The 18,774-nt window shown below is 60.0% G+C and carries 15 protein-coding genes; 8 read left to right on the top strand and 7 right to left on the bottom strand.

The features are described from left to right. Nucleotides 1–16 precede the first annotated feature (16 nt). The 3 genes from djlA to ACJO3M_RS15200 are packed head-to-tail and all read left to right on the top strand — an operon-like array spanning nucleotide 17 to nucleotide 4,066. Nucleotides 17–787, top strand: coding sequence for a co-chaperone DjlA (gene djlA / locus ACJO3M_RS15210; protein ID WP_407002238.1), 771 nt, complete (start codon nucleotides 17–19; stop codon nucleotides 785–787). Then, nucleotides 784–2,193, top strand: coding sequence for an amidase (locus ACJO3M_RS15205; RefSeq protein ID WP_407002236.1), 1,410 nt, complete (start codon nucleotides 784–786; stop codon nucleotides 2,191–2,193). The genes djlA and ACJO3M_RS15205 overlap by 4 nt, the downstream gene beginning before the upstream one ends. Further along, nucleotides 2,186–4,066 (top strand): sensor domain-containing phosphodiesterase, encoded by a 1,881-nt coding sequence (locus tag ACJO3M_RS15200; protein WP_407002235.1) that lies wholly within the window; start codon nucleotides 2,186–2,188, stop codon nucleotides 4,064–4,066. The genes ACJO3M_RS15205 and ACJO3M_RS15200 overlap by 8 nt, the downstream gene beginning before the upstream one ends. On the opposite strand, the gene ACJO3M_RS15195 is transcribed toward ACJO3M_RS15200, so the two are convergent. Genes ACJO3M_RS15195 through ACJO3M_RS15185 form a run of 3 tightly spaced genes read right to left on the bottom strand, consistent with a single transcriptional unit; the run spans nucleotide 4,058 to nucleotide 8,990 of the window. After that, nucleotides 4,058–4,834, bottom strand: coding sequence for a pseudouridine synthase (locus tag ACJO3M_RS15195; RefSeq protein ID WP_407002234.1), 777 nt, complete (start codon nucleotides 4,832–4,834; stop codon nucleotides 4,058–4,060). The genes ACJO3M_RS15200 and ACJO3M_RS15195 overlap by 9 nt on opposite strands. Then, nucleotides 4,831–7,902, bottom strand: coding sequence for an efflux RND transporter permease subunit (locus ACJO3M_RS15190; RefSeq protein WP_407002233.1), 3,072 nt, complete (start codon nucleotides 7,900–7,902; stop codon nucleotides 4,831–4,833). Before ACJO3M_RS15190 ends, ACJO3M_RS15195 begins: the two co-directional genes overlap by 4 nt. Before the next feature lie 5 nt (nucleotides 7,903–7,907). Then, nucleotides 7,908–8,990: an efflux RND transporter periplasmic adaptor subunit gene (locus ACJO3M_RS15185; protein ID WP_407002232.1), complete on the bottom strand. Its 1,083-nt coding sequence runs from the start codon at nucleotides 8,988–8,990 to the stop codon at nucleotides 7,908–7,910. Nucleotides 8,991–9,306: 316 nt separating this feature from the next. Here ACJO3M_RS15185 and ilvG point away from each other — a divergent pair, with 316 nt between their 5' ends. Both ilvG and ACJO3M_RS15175 read left to right on the top strand, forming a co-directional pair. Beyond that, nucleotides 9,307–11,007 (top strand): acetolactate synthase 2 catalytic subunit, encoded by a 1,701-nt coding sequence (ilvG, locus tag ACJO3M_RS15180; RefSeq protein ID WP_407002231.1) that lies wholly within the window; start codon nucleotides 9,307–9,309, stop codon nucleotides 11,005–11,007. After that, nucleotides 11,004–11,282 (top strand): ACT domain-containing protein, encoded by a 279-nt coding sequence (locus ACJO3M_RS15175; RefSeq protein WP_407002230.1) that lies wholly within the window; start codon nucleotides 11,004–11,006, stop codon nucleotides 11,280–11,282. Before ilvG ends, ACJO3M_RS15175 begins: the two co-directional genes overlap by 4 nt. A gap of 7 nt (nucleotides 11,283–11,289) precedes the next feature. Here ACJO3M_RS15175 and ACJO3M_RS15170 read toward each other — a convergent pair whose 3' ends face one another. Then, a complete protein-coding gene (locus ACJO3M_RS15170; protein WP_407002229.1) occupies nucleotides 11,290–12,627 on the bottom strand; it encodes a sodium-dependent transporter in 1,338 nt (445 codons plus the stop codon). A gap of 92 nt (nucleotides 12,628–12,719) precedes the next feature. Between ACJO3M_RS15170 and ACJO3M_RS15165 the strand changes: the two genes are divergently transcribed. Continuing rightward, entirely contained in the window at nucleotides 12,720–13,724 is a 1,005-nt protein-coding gene (locus ACJO3M_RS15165; RefSeq protein WP_407002228.1) for an AraC family transcriptional regulator, read from the top strand. Nucleotides 13,725–13,730: 6 nt separating this feature from the next. Here the strand turns inward: ACJO3M_RS15165 and ACJO3M_RS15160 are convergent, their stop codons facing one another. From ACJO3M_RS15160 to ACJO3M_RS15150, 3 genes are read right to left on the bottom strand one after another with little or no spacing between them, the layout of a single operon-like run. Continuing rightward, entirely contained in the window at nucleotides 13,731–14,912 is a 1,182-nt protein-coding gene (locus ACJO3M_RS15160) for a thiolase family protein (protein WP_407002227.1), read from the bottom strand. Between the two features lie 22 nt (nucleotides 14,913–14,934). Next, nucleotides 14,935–16,086: an acyl-CoA dehydrogenase family protein gene (locus ACJO3M_RS15155; RefSeq protein ID WP_407002226.1), complete on the bottom strand. Its 1,152-nt coding sequence runs from the start codon at nucleotides 16,084–16,086 to the stop codon at nucleotides 14,935–14,937. A 23-nt stretch (nucleotides 16,087–16,109) separates the two neighbouring features. Next, entirely contained in the window at nucleotides 16,110–16,871 is a 762-nt protein-coding gene (locus ACJO3M_RS15150; RefSeq protein ID WP_407002225.1) for an SDR family NAD(P)-dependent oxidoreductase, read from the bottom strand. 194 nt (nucleotides 16,872–17,065) lie between these two features. Here ACJO3M_RS15150 and ACJO3M_RS15145 point away from each other — a divergent pair, with 194 nt between their 5' ends. Together ACJO3M_RS15145 and ACJO3M_RS15140 are read left to right on the top strand one after the other, a co-directional pair. Then, nucleotides 17,066–17,512, top strand: a complete 447-nt coding sequence (locus tag ACJO3M_RS15145) for a MerR family transcriptional regulator (RefSeq protein WP_406988029.1) — start codon at nucleotides 17,066–17,068, stop codon at nucleotides 17,510–17,512. A gap of 24 nt (nucleotides 17,513–17,536) precedes the next feature. Continuing rightward, nucleotides 17,537–18,703: an isovaleryl-CoA dehydrogenase gene (locus tag ACJO3M_RS15140; RefSeq protein ID WP_407002224.1), complete on the top strand. Its 1,167-nt coding sequence runs from the start codon at nucleotides 17,537–17,539 to the stop codon at nucleotides 18,701–18,703. The last annotated feature ends 71 nt before the right edge of the window (nucleotides 18,704–18,774 follow it).

Here is an 18,774-nt window from a genome sequence, read left to right as displayed (position 1 = left end):
TTCTGAAGGGATATCCATGCTGTTTGCAATCATAATTGGTGGTCTGATCGGGTACGCGTTTGACAAATTCCCCGGCTTTCTTATCGGCGCGGCCCTCGGCGCGTTTCTCATGCAGCGCCTGAAAAGCCGCCTGCTGGGCAAGCTCCAGAACATACAATTGGGCTTCGTGGACTCGGTTTTTGCCGTCATGGGCGCCCTGTGTAAAGCCGACGGCGTTGTCAGCCGGGATGAAATCCAGATGGCGGAATCCCTGTTCGTGCGCTTCCGGCTGTCGGAAGAACAAAAAGCCTCCGCCAAGGCCGCCTTCAACCGGGGCAAGGAACCGGACTTCGACCTGGAGGCCGAGTTGAGTCACTTCCTGCGGATCAGTGGCGGGCAGCCGGCATTGCTGCAGATGTTTCTCCAGGTGCAGGTATCCGCAGTCGCGGCCGATGGCGTAGTGCATCCCGCCGAGCATGAAATGCTGGTGCGAATCGCTCGCGGGCTGGGACTGCCGGAAAGCCAGGTGGATCAACTGGAAGCCATGCTTCGCGGTGCCCACGCCGGCCAGGCCGGCGGTGCACGCCCCTCATCGGCACAACAGGTCGACGACGCCTACAAGGCCCTTGGGGTATCCCCCTCCGCCAGCGATGAAGAAATCAAGAAAGCCTACCGCAAGCTGATGAGTGAAAATCACCCGGACAAACTGGCCGGGCGCGGTCTTCCGGAAAGCATGCGGGAAATGGCTGAAGAACGGACACGGGAAATCAGCCACGCCTACGATGTCATCAAGGACGCCAGAAAATGACCATGCGGGAACAGCCGGACAGCATCCATGCCTTTCAGGACGATGCCCTGGGTCATCACGATGCCACCGGCCTGGCAGACCTGATTCGCCGGGGCGAGCTGTCTGTGGCCGACGTTACCGCTGCGGCCATCGCCCGTGCACGCCAGGTTGAACCGTTTATTCAGGGCATCGCGTATGAGGCCTTTGACCAGGCCCGGAAGCGCACGGCAACCGGCGGCTTCTTCCACGGGGTTCCCACCTTTATCAAGGACAACACCGATGTCGCGGGCATGCCGACCCGCCATGGTTCAGAAGCCGTGCCATCCCGGGTGGCGACCAAAACCAGTCCGCTCGCCGAACAGATGTTGGCCCAGGGCTATGTGTGCCTCGGCAAGAGCACACTACCGGAATTCGGTTTCAACGCTTCCACCGAACACGCCAGCGCACCACCGTCACGAAATCCCTGGAACCTCGCCTATTCCACCGGCGCCTCGTCCGGCGGCTCCGCCGCGCTGGTGGCCGCCGGCGTGGTGCCTCTGGCCCACGCTAACGACGGTGGCGGCTCCATCCGGATACCCGCTGCCTGCTGTGGGTTGATCGGCCTGAAACCCAGCCGCGGCCGCCTGGTGGATAATGACGCGGCCAAATCCCTACCCATCAATATCGTCAGTGACGGCGTGGTGACCCGCAGCGTTCGTGATACCGCCCGCTTCTACGCCGAGGCGGAAAAGCACTACCGCAACCACAAGCTGCCGGAAATCGGCATGGTCGAGGGGCCGTCGCAGCGTTCCATGACCATCGGCCTGGTGCTGGATTCCATCAACGATCATGCCACTGACAGGGCAACCCGCGAGACGGTAGAGCATACCGCACGTTTACTGGAAGGCATGGGGCACCGCGTTGTACCGATGGATGTGCCCATCGCGTCTTCGTTCCCGGACGACTTCGCCCGCTACTGGGGCATGCTGGCGTTTGGCGTCCGGGCCAGCGGCCGGAAGCTGATGCATCCGGAATTCGACAAATCCCGGGTAGACAGCCTGACCAGGGGGCTCGACAGAATGTTCCGCCGGCAGCTCCACAAGCTCCCGGCGACCCTGTGGCGGCTCCGCCGCAGTTACCATGACTACGCAAGGGCAGTCGCCGGTTTTGACGCCATTCTGACCCCGGCACTCGGTCACACCACGCCGGAAATAGGTTACCTGAACCCGGAGCAGGATTTTGACACCCTGTTCGAGCGCCTCACCCGCTATGTCAGTTTCACGCCTCTGGCAAACGCCACCGGAGCCCCGGCGATCGTTGTTCCCATGGGGCAAACCGACAATAACCTACCGGTTGCAGCTCACCTGATGGGTCGCCACGGCGGTGAACAAACTCTGCTAGAGTTAGCGTATTCCCTGGAGGAGGAATATTCTCTCTACTATGCATGAACACTCTACCTTTGTGAGCTATCACAAGGCCCTGATGGAGTTAAGCCACAACTCCGGCTTTATCAGGCAACAAAGACACCACAAACTTTCAGCGTTAACGGCCCTTTGTGGACGCCTGCTGGAGGTGGAGAGGGTGAGCGTGTGGTATTTCCCCCCGGAGCGGGACCGGATTACCTGCGAATGCCTGTATGACCAGCGCCATGAGCCAAAATCCCGTCAGCAAAGCGTCGCCTCTTACGAAGAGGACCTGAGTCCGGTCAGCCTCTATCGCTCTGACCATCCAAGCTATTTTCAGGCCATCGTCGAGGAACGGATTCTGGCGGTCAATGACGCGCGCAACGATTCCCGAACCGCCAGCTTCAACTCGGATTACCTGCCATCGGTCGGGATTCACTCCATGCTCGATGCTCCGGTATTCGATGGGTCCCGCCTGAGCGGCGTGGTGTGCCTGGAAGCCTGTCATCCGAGGGAATGGACACTTCCGGAGCTCTCATTTGCCATATCCATTGCCGACACCATCAGTCTTATCAACACCCACGAAGCCTGGATTAACTCAAAAAGAGCGCTGGATTTCATCTCCCGGTTCGACACACTCACCGGGCTCGCCAATATTGATTCCCTGAAAAATCGGGTGATTCACCTGGCGGAAAAAATCCAGCGGCGTAAAACCGGCAGCCTGGCGCTGATCTGGGTCGACGTGGACCGCCTGAAAGCCATAAACGACGGCCTGGGACCGCAGGCCGGAGACAGCGTTATTGCGGAGATTGGTCAGCGTCTCAAGGCACTGCGTCTTGAGGGCAAGGACCTGCTGGCTCGCATCGGCGGCGACGAGTTTGCAATACTGATCCGTCACCACACCCAGGCAGACGTCCTGAACGACACGACAGACCGCATCCTTATGGCCATAGGGCAACCCATACGGGTGGCGGGTCAATCCCTGAACATCAGTGCCAGCCTGGGCATCTGCCATCTCCCGGAAGATTGCCTGGAACCACAGGAACTGCTGCGAGGCGCGGAAGCCGCCATGTACCACGCCAAAAACCTCGGCCGGGCACGGGCCACCGTTTTTGATTCCGCCATCCAGGTCAGCGCCCAGTCGAGATTCGCCCTGGAGCGAGAGTTGCGGGCAGCCATCAGCAGTGACGCCCTGGATGTGTTCTACCAGCCCATTGTGGACCAATCGGGAGAAAAGATGGTCTGCATGGAAGCCCTGGTACGCTGGAATCACCCGCAGCGGGGATGGTTGTCTCCCATAGAGTTCCTGGACATTGCCCGCGGCAGTGACCTGATGTACGCCCTGGGCGAATGCGTACTGCGCAGGGTTTGTGAAGACTGGGCCAAAGCAGACTCAGCGGGCATTAAGCTCCCCATCATCTCGGTCAACCTGTCTGCCGAACAGGTGCTGACCATCGACCTGCCTGACCGCATAAAAGAAATATGCGCCAAGCAACGGATGCCGGTCAGTGCATTGCAGTTTGAAGTCACCGAAGACTCCATTCAGGGGGATTTCAACAATTTAGCGGGCGTGCTGGAAACTCTGGTCAATGACGGCGCAAAGCTCGCCATTGATGACTTTGGTACCGGTTATTCCTCACTGGCACGACTGAAGGGACTGCCGTTCTCTCATATCAAAATCGACCGGTCGTTTATCAATCACCTTCCCGATGACGAAAACGACTGTGCGATCACCCTTTCCATTATCGGCCTGGCCCGCGGGCTGGGGCTGTCAGTGGTGGCCGAGGGCGTAGAGACCGAGGCCCACGAACAATGGCTGATTGAAAAGGGATGCGACTTTCTCCAGGGCTATCTATACAGCAAGCCCCTGCCCTTCCCTGAACTGATGGAACGTTATTTTTCGGCTGAGTTACGCTGAATGTCCTTCCAGGCCACTGAATGCGCTGTCGCGCTGATCACAAAATCCGGGGAACAGCTCAAGCGCCCGGATAAAGCTCTGCTCCAGCGGGCAGCGGATGCTCATCATTGTGCCCGTGGCCGGGTGTGCAAAGGCAATGCCGGTAGCGGCCAGTAACAGCCGGCCCTCACCAAAGCGCTTGGCGAAATATCGATTATGGCGACCGCGCCCATGATTGGCATCACCAATGATGGGATGACTGATGTGCTTCATGTGCCGTCGTAGCTGGTGTTTCCGGCCGGTTTTCGGTTCCAGCTCCACCACGGCGTAACGGCTGGTGGGGTAGGTTTCCACGGCCACAGGAATTTCGGTGGTGGCCAGCCGCCGATAGTAGGTCAACGCGTCTCGAACCGGTTGGTCCTGGCCCTTCAGACGCCGGTCTTCAGGTTCCTCTTTCAGGGGGTGATCAATCACACCTTGCTCCGGGGGCCAGCCACGCACCACGGCCAGATAGGTCTTGGTCACCTCACCCGCCATCATTTGCAGGCCCAGTTGCCTCGCCGCCTCCGGATCACGGGCAAACACCAGCACCCCGGAAGTCGGCCGATCCAGCCGATGCACCGGGTACACATGCTCCCCGCCGTTCAACGCCCGCGCATACTGCAGGGCGAACTCAGTTTCATGCCGGTCGATGGGGCTCCGGTGCACCAGCAGGCCCGCCGGTTTGTGCACCACCAGCAGTTGGGCATCCCGATACAGTTCCGTCAGGGGGTTGTGCTCAAACGTCATCGTCTGATGATCCCCCTGACCCTGTGCCCCACCCGGTCACCCAGAACCAGCAGCGCCGGGGTCAATAGCAAGGTCAGGATGGTCGCAAAGGTCAGGCCGCCGGCAATGGCACTGGACAGCTGGGTCCACCACTGGGTGGATGGCGCCCCGATGCCGAGGGACGGGGTCAGCAAATCCACGTTGACGCCCAGCACCATGGGCATCAGGCCCAGCACCGTGGTGACCGCCGTCAGCAATACCGGCCGCAAACGCAGACAACCGGTTTCCAGTGCTGCTTCGAAGGCCTCAAGGCCGCTCTTTCGCATTTGATTGTAGGTGTCGATCAGGATGATGTTGTTGTTCACCACAATCCCGGCCAGGGCAATGATCCCCATGCCCACCATGACAATGCCAAACGACTGACCATTCAGCAGCAGTCCCAGCAGGACCCCTGCCGTGGAAAGCACAATCGCAGACAGGATCAGGAAAGTCTGGTATAGGGAATTGAACTGGGTCACCAGTATCAACAACATCAGCGCGATGGCTACCAGGAAGGCAGTGGTCAGAAAGTTGGCCGCCTGCTGCTGGTCCTGGTTTTCCCCTGCCACCTGAACGGTCACACCTTCCGGTGGCTCCGGCATGTCCGCCTGCAGGCTGCGCAGCAATTCATCCACTCGGCGACCGGGCTCAATATCCGATTTGATGGTCACCGTGCGCTGACCATCCACCCGGACAATGCTGCCGGTCTTCTGCCCCGGTTCCAGGGACACAAACTCCGACAACGGCGCCTGACCTCGACTGGTGTGGATGGTCTGGCGCTGGAACTGGTCCAGTTCGCGCCAGTTGTTCGGCACCCGCACCGCGATGTCCACTTCGTCCCGCACGTCCTCCGGCCGGTACGTTGCCAGGATCAGGCCGTTGGTGATCAATCGCACGGCGCTGCCGACACTCAGAACATCGGTACCAAAGCGGGCCGCCGATTCACGATCCACCTGCAACTGCCATTCAATGCCCGGCAGGCTTCGGTCGTCTTCAATATCCACAAAACCGCTCATGGCGGACATGCGGTCCTGAATCTGGTCCACGTAGCTGTTGAGCTTTTCACTGTCCATGCTGCTCACTTTCAGCTCCACCGGCTTGCCATCCGCCGGACCGCCCTCCTGCTTGCGGAACTCCAGCTCAATTCCGGGGATGTCCTCGGTACGCGCCCGAAAATCCTCCAGAATCTCGTTTGCGGGCCGCCGGGTGAACCAGTCGGTAAACTGGAACTGCAACACCCCTACCACGTCCGGAGCCATCTGATTGCCCGCACTCACCATCGAACGGGCATAAAGCGCCTTGACCTCCGGCATGCCCTGCAGCCGTTCCTCTACCTCGCGGACGATACTGTCCCGCTCCCATATTGACAGGTCTCCCCGGGCCCGGACCTGCACCTGGGCAGAGTCAGGCTCCACACTGGGGAAAAATTCCACGCCGTAGTTGAACTTCGCATAGCCGGCATAAATCACAATAATCAGCCCCAGCACGCCCAGCAGTGTCAGGCCGGGACGGCCCAGTAAAGTGGCCAGCACCTTGCGGTAGCCGGCCATCATGGCGCCGCCGCCCATGGACTGCCGGGCCCGCTTGCCGCCACTGACAGCCCCCAGTACCGGCAGGAACACCAGCGCCATCAGCAGCGAGGCCGCCAGGCAGATAATCACCGTGGTGGGCAGGAACTTCATGAACTCACCCACCACGCCCGGCCAGAACAGCAACGGCGCAAATACCGCCAGGGTGGTTGCGGTGGACGCAATGATCGGCCAGGCCATACGACTTGCCGCCTCCGCCCAGGCGGACCGGACGCCCAACCCTTCCGACAGGTTTCTGTCCGCCAGTTCCGATACCACGATGGCGCCATCCACCAGCATGCCGGCGACCAGGATCAGGCTGAACAGAACAACGATATTGAGGGTCAGCCCCATGCCCCAGATCACCAGGATGCCAGTCAGGAATGCACCGGGGATGGTCAGACCCACCAGTACCGCCGAACGCGGCCCCATGGCGGCGATGACCACAATGATGACCAGTACGATGGCGGTCAGTACGTTGTTCAGGAGGTCGCTGAGGATGTCGCGGACTTCCGTGGACTGATCCATGATGTAGCGAACATCCAGCTCCTCCGGCAGTTCAGAGTCCGCCGCCTCGATCAGCCCCCGGACCTGGGCAATGGTTTCGATGATGTTGGCGCCTGCCCGTTTGGAGACTTCCAGCACCAGCGCGGGCTCACCATTGATGCGGGCAAATCCGGTCGGGTCCTTGAAGGTGCGCTGCAACATGGCCACGTCGCCAAAGGTGACCACCGTGTTGCCGTCCACCTTGATCGGCATGGACATCACATCTTCAATGTTCTCGATCACCCCGGGTACTTTCATCGCCATCCGCCCGGCGCCAGTATCCAGGCTGCCGGCTGCCACCAGCTGGTTGTTGCGGGAAACCAGGGTGGCCAGCTGGTCGAAATCAACCCCGTAGCTTTCCAGCACCTGGGGGTCCACCACCACCTCCAGCAGGTCTTCCCGGTCGCCGCCGATGTCCACTTCCAGCACTTCCGGAATACCCTCAATGGCATCCTGCAGCCGCCGTGCAATGGTGATCAGCTCCCGCTCCGACAATGGGCCGGAAAGCCCGACCGACAGCACCGGGAACAGGGATACGTTGATTTCATTCACCCGGGGCTCATCCGCTTCCTGGGGGATCTTCGCGCGGGCAGTATCGACTTTCTCCCGCACGTCCTGAAGGGCCTTGTCAGGATCGAAGCCGGCATCAAATTCCAGCATCACCGAGGCGTGCCCTTCCGAGGCCGTCCCTTTCATTTCCTTGACGCCTTCCAGTGAGCGCAGCTCCTGCTCCATCGGCCGCACCAGCAAGCGCTCGCCGTCTTCCGGGCTGATCCCCTCCAGTGTCATGGAGACATAGATCATCGGAATGGTGACATCCGGGTTGGCTTCCTTGGGAATACTATAGAAAGCCGCAATGCCCCCAAGAATGAGGAAGGTCAGGGTCAGAAGACTGGTGCGGCTGCGGTCCATGGCCGCAAGAATCAGTGTGCGCATGCTGTTCAGCCCCGGTTATGCGAGCGGTCAACCGGCTGCACTTCCTGCCCGATGGACACGAAGCCACCACCACGGGTGATCAGGCGGACTTCATCCGGCAGCCCGCTGACCCAGGCGCCGTCGGTGGTCACATTCAGCAAAGTCACGTTGCGGAATACCACCTGGTTGTTGTCATCCACATAGCGCACACCCGGTCGGCCATCGTCCCCAAGGGAAAGGTAAGCCGGCGACAGGAAAGTGGCCCGGGTTTCCGGTAACGCAATCCGCAGTGTGGCGCTGCCGCCGGCAACCCGCCGGAGATCCGGGTTTTCCACCGTCACCTCCACAGCGAAGCTGCGGGTTTCCGGGTTTGCGGCGCTCGCCACGAAGCTCACCTGCCCTTCCAGGGAGCCGCCATTGAGCAAACGAATGGAAACGCTCTGGCCTTCCGCGACCTCGGCAACGGACTGCTGGGGGATTTGCCCGGTCGCTTTCAGGCGTTCGACCTGGACCAGTTCGAGCATCTCCGTGCCCGGCTGAACCAGACTGCCCAGATCCACGTTCCGGCGATTCACGATCCCGTCAAAGGGTGCCCTGGGCGCGAGATCGCTGACGGCCTCCCGGGCCTGCGCCAGTTCCGCGCGGGCGCCGGACAAATCGCTTTCCAGCCCGAGGATTTCCGACTGACTGACCAGGTTACTGGAACCCAGGCGGCGTGCGGCAGCCAGGTCCGCTTCCAGTTTCCGGATGCGTGCCTGCCACCGGTCCACGCCGGACTGGCGACCATCGTCGGACAGGCGCAGCAGGGTCTGGCCCTGCTCCACACGCTGCCCCTGATCCACCAACAGTTCTTCGACCGTGCCGCTGACGCCGGCGCTGATCGCCACCGTCCGCCACGGCTCCAGTTGCCCCTGCAACATCAGGCCTGGCTCATAGAGGCGCGCCTGCAAGGTTTCCACTTCCACACTGGGGAGCTCTCCGACAGCGGACTCTTCCATGTCCGGCGCTTCCTGTTGCGCCACTTTCACCTCACCGCTGGCCATCCACAGCACCAGTGCGATGATCACCAGTAATGACAACCCAAGGGAGCCCCACCTGCTCTTGCTCATGTTCTTCTCGTTTGTTGCGCATGCATTAAGGAGTCAAACGGTAGCACAAAAATGTGGAATCAGGGGTTGCGCTGGCCTCCATTGCTGGGTTAACTTTTCACTATCGTAAACAAAGTTTGAGCAAGCGCACTTATCTCATGAACTTCAACGCTGTAATCGTCCTTGTGAAGCTAGTCCTGGTGGTCGTGGTACCGTCCGGGGGCTTTTGCGTGGACAAGCGGGTGAGATAGCGACAAACCTGACAAGACACCAAGAGCCCCCGGCACCGAAAGGTCCCGGGGGCTTTTTTTTGCGGAAGAAAAAGGGAAAAACGACCATGAACGGCGCACAGCACATTCTTGAAGCGTTCCACCGCCACACCATCAGCACGGTTTTCGGTTATCCGGGCGGCTGCATCATGCCGCTATACGACGCGCTGGTGGACGATGTGGGTGTGGAACACGTGCTGTGCCGCCATGAGCAGGGCTGCGCCCTGGCCGCCGACGGCTATGCCCGGGCCAGCGGCAAGCTGGGCGTTTGCATCGCCACTTCCGGCCCCGGCGCCACCAACCTCATTACCGGCGTGGCCAACGCTCACCGGGATTCCATCCCCATGCTGGTGATCACCGGGCAGGTGCCCTCCGGCCTGATTGGCACAGATGCCTTCCAGGAAACCGACGTATTGGGCATGACCCTGGGTATCGTCAAACACAGCTATCTGGTGGATGACGCCGACACCCTGCCCGCCATCATGGAAGAAGCCATTGAACTGGCCCAGAGCGGCCGGCCAGGACCGGTATGGATTGATATTCCCAAGGACCTGTTACTCACTGACGTTGCCGATACTTCCTGCTCCCGGTCAGAGCCACAGCCCACCACCAGCCCGGATCTGGCCGAAGCACTGGCCATGCTGCGCACCGCCCGCAAGCCCCTGCTCTACAGTGGCGGCGGCATCAGTCTGGCCCATGCCGAGGACAACTTCCGCGCCTTTGCCGAATCATCGGCCATGCCGGCGGTAGTGACCCTCAAGGGCATTGGCAACGCCGGCAAGCACAATCCCTACAATCTCGGCATGCTTGGAATGCACGGCTCCCGCGCCGCCAACAAGGCGGTGGACGAATGTGATCTGTTGCTGGTGATCGGCGCCCGCCTGGATGACCGCGCCACCGGCAAACTGGACGGTTTCGCCCCCAACGCAAAGATGATCCACATCGACGCCGACGCTGCCGAAATCAACAAGCTGCGTCCGGCGGACCTGGCTATCCGGGGGGATCTCAACAGCATCCTGAAGGCACTGACAAAGGCATTGAAGGACAAACCACTGGCCATCGGAGACTGGCGAAAACAGTGCCGTACCTGGCACACCACGGCCGGCTTCCACGCCGCCGACAATGAAGAAGCCCTGGCGCCCATCACCGGCCCGGCGTTTATCCGCCAGCTCTCGCGCGTCGCGCCAGACGACACCGTCATTGCCTGCGATGTCGGCCAACACCAGATGTGGGTGGCCCAGCACTACGAGTTCGACCATCCTCGCCATCACCTCACCAGCGGAGGCCTCGGCACCATGGGCTTCGGGCTGCCGGCTGCCATAGGCGCCCAGTTCGCTGACCGCAACAGCACGGTAATCAACGTGACGGGCGATGGCTCGTTCATGATGAACGCCCAGGAGCTGGCCACCATCCGCCGCTACAACCTGCCGGTAAAGATGATCGTAATGGACAACCAGTGCCTGGGCATGGTCCGCCAGCAGCAGGAGCTGTTCTACAACAACCGGGAAAGCCAGATCAATCTGGACGACAACCCCGACTTCGTGGCCATGGCCCGGGCGTTCGACATCCCGGCATTGCACATTGAGCGCACCGACCAGATTCGGCGGGGCATCGAAACCATCCTGGCTTTCAACGGCCCGATGTTGCTGCATGTGGCTATCAGCCGGGAAGAAAACGTCTGGCCCATCGTCAAACCCGGCGCCAGCAACCGAGAAATGATCGACGAAACCCAGCGCACAGCCAAAACCAACAAGGAGCAAGTTGCATGAACCCTCAGAGCCAGCCCTCAATACCAAGCTATACACTTAACTGCCGAATGACCCAGGAAGCGGCAGCTCTGGAGCGCCTTTGTCAGGTGGTGCGTATTCGCGGGTTCCGCATTGCGAGAATGGCTGTGGAAAGCGCAGAGGAACACTTCAACATTGCCCTGACGCTCGAAGGCGCACGACCGATTGCCATGCTTCAGTCACAGTTGGAGAAATTGCATACCGTCGCTGAGGTCGCTCTGGAGAAGCCGGCGACAACTCAGTCCCGGACGGCCTGATTCTACATCAGTCCGGAGGAACACCAAGCTGGCTAAGGGCATAGGTCACCACCACCCAGAGCACCACCAACAGCGGCAGGTAGCGGCCTATCAGATAGATCCGCCATTCCCACCAGCGGGTCTCTGTGCCCAGAACCGTCCGTATGCGCTGGGGTGGGATGAACCAGCAAAACAGTGCCGCGCCCAGCACACCGGAGAAAATAATCACGTTACCGCCGGCGACCCGGTCAATCACATCAAGAACAGGTTCGCCGGCAATCGTCCACTCCAGGGGAGTGAAGCTCAGGGCGGAAGCAGTGCCCAGTACCAGCATAACCACCGTAACAATGCTGACCGCCTTCACGTTGCTCAGCCGGAACTCTTCGGCGATGGCCGCAATCATCACTTTCAGGCCGGCCAGGCTTGAACTGAAGGCAGCCATGAAGAACAGCGCAAAAAACAATGTACCGACCCAATAGCCGCCGGCCATATCGTCAAACACCTGGGGCATGGTCACGAACGCCAGCTGGCTGCCCTCGGCAGGCTCCATGCCCAGGCTGAAGACAAACGGGAAGATCATCCAGCCCGCGAGCAGGGCCACACTGGTTTCAGTACCGGCTACAATCAGACAGGCCCGGGGCACATGGGTTTTCCTCGGGATAAAGCTGCCGTAGGTGACCAGATAACCCTGGCCGATCGCCAGGGTGTAGAACGCCTGACCAAAGGCGAACGCCCAGAGCGTGCCATCGGTCATTCGGCGCCAGTCTACCTGGAAGAAGAAATCCTTCGTTTGCTCCCACCCCGGCGTCCGGCTGGCGAATACCACCAGCCCGATCATCACCACCAGCAGAACCGGCATCAGGATCTTGGATAACAACTCAATGGCGGTGACATCCCGGGCGAGGATAACCGCCCCCAGCAGGGTAACGGCGATGAAATACCAGAGCGAGTTATAACCGGCGCTGAACTCCCCGAACACCCGCAGGTTATTTGTGGCGGCGTCTACGGCATAACCCAGTGTCCAGCCGGTTATCACCAGATAGTAACTGGTGATGGCCACAGTAATCAGCACCACAAACCAGCCGTAAACCACCCCGAAGCGGTTAACCTGGCGATAGGTCTGCACCGCACTGCCTTTGGAAAGCCGCCCGGCGGCAACCTCCAGAATCATGATAGGCAGCACAACCACAATCAGTGCCAGCAGGTACGCCACCACAAAGGCGCCACCGCCGTTCTCCCCCACTATGTAGGGGAAACGCCACAGGTTCCCGAGCCCTACGGCCGCAGCCGCCATGGAGGCCACAAAGGCGGGCTCTGAACTCCATTGCTTGCGTGACTCTTCGATGAATTCGTGGCGTTTTCTCACAGACCTCCAGACTACTTCCAATGTTGTATGTGAGAATTAAGGCTAGCAAATCAATGGAGCACCCGCATGACCGGCATCAAGGATCACGTGTAATGAACCATCTGACGTTCTCATCCCATTACGCCAGAGCCATTCTCCATGGGCTTGAGCAGAAGGGATTACCCACGGCCGAACTGCTGCACAGGAACGGTATCGATCCGGACTTCATCTACCCGCCACGGGCGCGGCTGCCCACCGAGCAGTTCATTCGCCTGTTCCGCATGACGTGGAAAGTGCTGGACGATGAATTCATGGGGCGCACCACCCACCCGTGCCGGGTCGGGCATTTCCATCTGATGGGATCATTGGTGGTGCACAGCGACACCCTGGAAGACGTGATCCGTCAGAGCATTCGCTGCTACCGGCTGTTCAACCACGACATAGAGATCGAACTGAACACCGAGGGGGAAGAAGCAGAGCTGACCATGACCCATCGCCATCCGGAGCTGGACCCGGATCAGTTCCTGATTGAATGGCTGTTGATGGTGTGGCACCGGCTGGTGGGATGGCTGATCGGGCGCAAGATCGTGCTCAGCCACGCCACTTTTCAACATGGGCTGCCCGGCCATTTCGATGAATACCGTTTTGTCTTCCCGTGCCAGTGTTACTTCGACCGGGAACGCAACAGCCTGTTCTTCAGCAAGGCGTATCTGGCCATGCCGGTCACACGAACGCCCGCGGAACTGGACGAATTCATCCTGAGTTCACCCCGCAACCTGCTGGTCTGGACCGACGATGATGACAGCCTGACAACGCAGGTAAGAAGACTATTGGAAGGGATGGAGCAGGATCGCTTACCGACCCTGGAGACAATGGCGGATCACCTCAACATGACCAGCAACACCCTGAGCCGCAAGCTCAAATCCGAAGGCAGTGCCTATCAGAAGATCAAGGACAACCTGCGGCGGGATCAGGCGGTCACGCTGTTGCTGCGACCTAACCTGACCATCACCGAGATTTCATCCCAGTTGGGGTTCACCGAGCCCGGCGCCTTCTCCCGTGCCTTCAAGCACTGGACCGGGCTCAGCCCCCTGGCCTACCGCAAGCAGGACTATTAGACCCGCTTACAGCAACTCAATGGCAACGGCTGTACCTTCGCCACCACCGATGCACAGTGAAGCAACACCACGCTTGAGGCCTCGCTGTTTCAGGGCATTCATCAGGGTGATGATGATGCGCGAACCGGACGACCCGATCGGGTGACCGAGGGCGCAGGCACCGCCGTACACGTTGACCTTCTCGGCAGGCAGATTCAGCTCGTTGATGGCTGCCAGGGTTACCACCGCGAAGGCCTCGTTGATCTCGAACAGATCCACATCGTCCACCGACCAGCCGGCTTTCTTCAATACCTTCTCGATGGAGCCGATGGGCGCCAGGGTGAATTCAGACGGCAAACGGGCATGGGTTGCGTGGGCCACGATGCGCGCCTGGGGTGTCAGCCCCCGGGACTCGGCTTCCGCTGCGGACGCCAGAACCAGCGCCGAGGCACCATCACTGATGGAGCTGGCATTGGCCGCTGTCACCGTGCCGTCTTTGGCAAACGCCGGCTTGAGCGTCGGAATCTTTTCCGGGCGCGCCTTGCCCGGCTGCTCGTCGGTGTCCACCACCGTGTCACCACCACGGCCAGGCACACTCACCGGCACGATTTCCGGTTTGAACCAGCCGCTCTCGATGGCCGCCAGGGATTTGTTCAGGGAGCCGATGGCGAATTCATCCATAGCTTCCCGGGTAATGTTGAACTTGTCTGCCGTGCGCTGGGCAAACACACCCATCAGACCGCCTTCGTAGGCGTCTTCCAGACCGTCCAGGAACATGCTGTCCATCACCTGGCCGTGGCCCATGCGCATGCCGCCACGGGCCTTGGGCAGCAGGTACGGCGCCTGGCTCATGTTTTCCATGCCACCGGCAATCATGAAGTTATTGGTCCCGGCCTTGATCTGGTCGTGGGCCATGATGACTGCCTGCATGCCGGAGCCGCACATCTTGTTGATGGTGGTGCAACCGGAGCTGTCGGGGATGCCGGAGGCGCGTGAAGCCTGGCGCGCCGGCGCCTGACCCAGCCCGGCCGGCAATACGCAGCCCATAATCACTTCCTGGATGTCCGCCGGCTGCAGACCGGAACGCTCAATGGCCGCCTTGATGGACACCGCACCCAGTTCCGGGGAGCGGACCGAACTCAGGGCGCCCATCATGCCGCCCATGGGGGTGCGGGCAGAACCGGCAATAACTACACTGTTGTCACTCATACTCTATTCCTCACTTAATCAATCAGGCCTTGCCCAGTACCGAACGGGCAATGATCTCTTTCATCACTTCCGACGTGCCGCCATAGATCCGCTGCACGCGGGCGTCTATAAACGCTCGGGAAATGGGGTATTCCGTGGTGTAGCCGTAGCCGCCGAACAGCTGCAGGCAGCCATCCGCCACCCGGCACTGCATTTCCGTGGCGCTGTACTTGGCCATGGAGGCTGTCGGGGCATCCAGTTCGCCACGGTCGTACTGATCGATGCACTGGTCCACGAAGGCCCTGTTGACCCGATAATCGGTTTCCATTCGCGCGATTTCGAATCGGGTGTTCTGTAGCTGAGCCAGTTTCTGGCCGAACAGCTCACGTTCCTGGGCGTAAGCGATGGTCAGATCCAGCGAACCGCGAGCAGCGGCCACACCGAGAGCGCCAATCACCAGGCGTTCGCGAGGCAGTTCCCGCATCAGGTACATAAAGCCCTGGCCTTCTTCACCGAGCAACGCGGAGGCGGGTATGCGCATGTCGGAGAAAAACAGTTCCGAGGTGTCACCGGAATGCTGGCCGATCTTGTCCAGATTCCGACCCTTGCTGTAACCCGGCAGGGACGTGTCCACCAGGAACAGGCTGATGCCCCGGGCACCGGCGTTGGGGTCGGTCTTGGCTGCGACGATCACCATGTCCGCATGCTGGCCATTGGTGATAAAGGTCTTGGAACCGTTGAGGATGTAGTCATCCCCGTCTTTCACGGCGCTGGTGCGGATCGCCTGCAGGTCACTGCCGGCACCGGGTTCGGTCATGGCAATCGCACCCACGGCCTCACCGGAGACCATCTTCGGCAGCCACTGCTGCTTTTGTTCCTCGTTACCGATGTGGCTCAGGTACGGGGCAACAATGTCCGAGTGCACCATCACATTGGTGGACAGGGCGCCGAACCCCAGCCGCGCCAGCTCTTCGCCAACCACCACGGAATACTGGAAAGGCGCGCCGCAACCGCCGCACTCTTCCGGCACATCCACACACAACATGCCGGCGTTGCCCAAGGTGTTCCAGAGCTCACGGGGCACAATCCCGGATTTTTCCCAGGCCTCGTAGTGAGGCTTCACTTCGGTTTCCAGGGCCTTGATAACGGACTCCCGGAACATCTCGAGCTCTTCTTTATCGATTGGACTGCTCATAACGTTCTCCCGTTTGGTCGTACTCACTTGGGCGCCATACGCAGCGCGCAATCCAGACGAACCACTTCACCGTTGAGGATGGGATTACGAACCATCTGATCCACCATCATGCCAAACTCTTCCGGCTTGCCGAGGCGCTTGGGGAACGGCAAGGTAGCGGCCAGGCTGTCCTGCACTTCCTCGGGCATGCCGGCCATCATCGGCGTCATGAACAGACCCGGTGCAATGGTGTTCACACGGATACCCTCGCGGGCCAGTTCGCGGGCGGCCTGCAGCGTCAGCGCTACAACACCGCCTTTCGATGCACTGTAAGCCGCCTGACCGATCTGGCCTTCATAGGCAGCAACAGACGCCGTGGAAATAATCACACCGCGCTCACCATCGGCGTTGGGTTCACGCTGAGCCATATCCGCCGCAGCCAGACGCAGGATGTTAAAGGTGCCTATCAGGTTGACCTGAATGACCTTGCTAAAGTTCTCCAGCGGCATCACCCCGTCACGGCCCAGAATCTTCGCCGCCGGCGCGATGCCGGCACAGTTCACGGCCACACCACACGGACCATGGGCTTCGCGGGCCGTAGCCAGGGCAGCCTCGGCGCTGTCCGATGAAGTGACGTCGCAGTGCACGAACAGCCCGCCAATATCCCGGGCCACGGCTTCACCCTGCTCTTTCTGCACATCGAAAATAGCGACCTTACAGCCCGCTGCCGCCAGGGCACGCGCGGCCCCCTCGCCCAAACCGGATGCACCACCGGTAACAATCGCCGGTACGTTCTGAAATTCCATAGCGTTCTCCTTGTTGTCAGAAACTGTTTACTGGTTGTTGTAAAGTGTGTTCCAGGCCCGGCACCTATGCCATGACATATTCCGCCACAATATTTGTTAAAAAATTCAATTCTGAAAATCGTCCCTTTTACGCCCAAAATTTACTTTACGTTTACGTAAACTTTATCTAACCTTAGTCTAAAAAGGAAATCGCCATGGCAGACAAAAGCACCTACAGCATCAGTGAACTCGCCAAGGAGTTCGACGTCACAACACGAAGCGTCCGCTTTTATGAGGATCAGGGCTTGCTGAAGCCCTCCCGCAGGGGGCAGACACGGATATTCAGTTCAAAGGATCGGGTGCGCCTGAAACTCATCCTGCGGGGCAAACGCATGGGCTTCTCCCTGGCGGAGACCAAAGAGCTGTTCGATTTGTGGGATGAAACCCTCAGCGGCAACGAAAAGCAGCTGCTGAAAATGCTGGAAATTCTGGAAGCCCGGCGGGCACAACTGGAACAACAGAAAAACGACATTGCCCAGGCGGAAATGGAAATGGACACGGCAGAAGCCCGTTGCCGCGAAGCACTGGCGGACCTACAGAAGAGAAAACGCCAGCAGGCAACGGCTGAACAGGAAGAACCTGACCCGGTAGAACAGAAATAACGCGAACGACATAGGTAGCCAACAATGAAATCACAATACACAGAGTTCAACTTCGGCCTCGGCGAAACCCTCGACATGCTCCGCGAGCAGATCAACGGCTTCGCCGCCGCGGAAATCGCTCCCCGCGCAGAAGAGATCGACCGGAACAACGAATTCCCCATGGACCTGTGGCGAAAAATGGGCGACATGGGCCTGCTGGGGATTACCGTAAAAGAAGAATACGGCGGCTCCGACATGGGCTACCTGGCGCACGTCATCGCCATGGAAGAAATCAGCCGTGCTTCGGCCTCCGTTGGCCTCTCCTACGGCGCCCATTCCAACCTCTGTGTAAACCAGATTCATCGCAACGGCACCGAAGAGCAAAAACAGACATACCTGCCGAAACTGATCAGCGGCGAACACGTGGGCGCACTAGCCATGTCCGAGCCCAACGCCGGCTCCGACGTGATCTCCATGAAACTCACCGCCCGTGACGAAGGCGACCACTTCGTCCTGAACGGCACCAAGATGTGGATCACCAACGGCCCGGACGCCCACACCTACGTCATCTACGCCAAAACCGACACCCAGGCCGGTTCCCGGGGCGTCACCGCCTTCATCGTCGAACGCGACTACCCGGGCTTCAGCCGCCACCAGAAACTCGACAAACTCGGCATGCGCGGCTCCAACACCTGCGAACTGGTGTTCGAAGACTGCAAAGTACCCCGGGAAAACATCCTCGGCGGCGAAGGCAACGGCGCCAAAGTCCTCATGAGCGGCCTCGACTACGAACGTCTCGTCCTCTCCGGCGGCCCGCTGGGCATCATGCAGGCAGCACTGGACGTCACCGTTCCCTACATCCGCGAGCGCAAACAGTTCGGCCAGGCCATCGGCGAATTCGAACTGGTCCAGGGCAAAGTGGCGGATATGTACACCTGGATGAACACCGCCAAGTCCTACGTCTACATGGTGGCCATGTCCGCCGACCGCGGCGAAACCACCCGCAAAGACGCCGCCGGCGCGATCCTCTACTCCGCAGAAATGGCCACCAAAATAGCCCTGGACGCCATCCAGCTGCTGGGCGGCAACGGTTACATCAACGAATACCCGACAGGCCGTTTACTGCGCGACGCCAAGCTCTATGAAATCGGTGCTGGCACGTCCGAAATCCGCCGCATGCTGATCGGCAGAGAGCTGTTCCTGAACAAGTAAACCGGTAGGTTCAAGCCAGTGGCTCCAGGAAGCCAGCACCCAATGTATGACGAGGGGCTGGCGGGGTGTCT

Origin of the sequence: Marinobacter alkalisoli (assembly GCF_045449795.1) — a bacterium.
GTDB lineage: Bacteria > Pseudomonadota > Gammaproteobacteria > Pseudomonadales > Oleiphilaceae > Marinobacter.
Note: the sequence above shows the minus strand (reverse complement) of the source record. Positions and strands in the feature narration are given on the sequence as shown.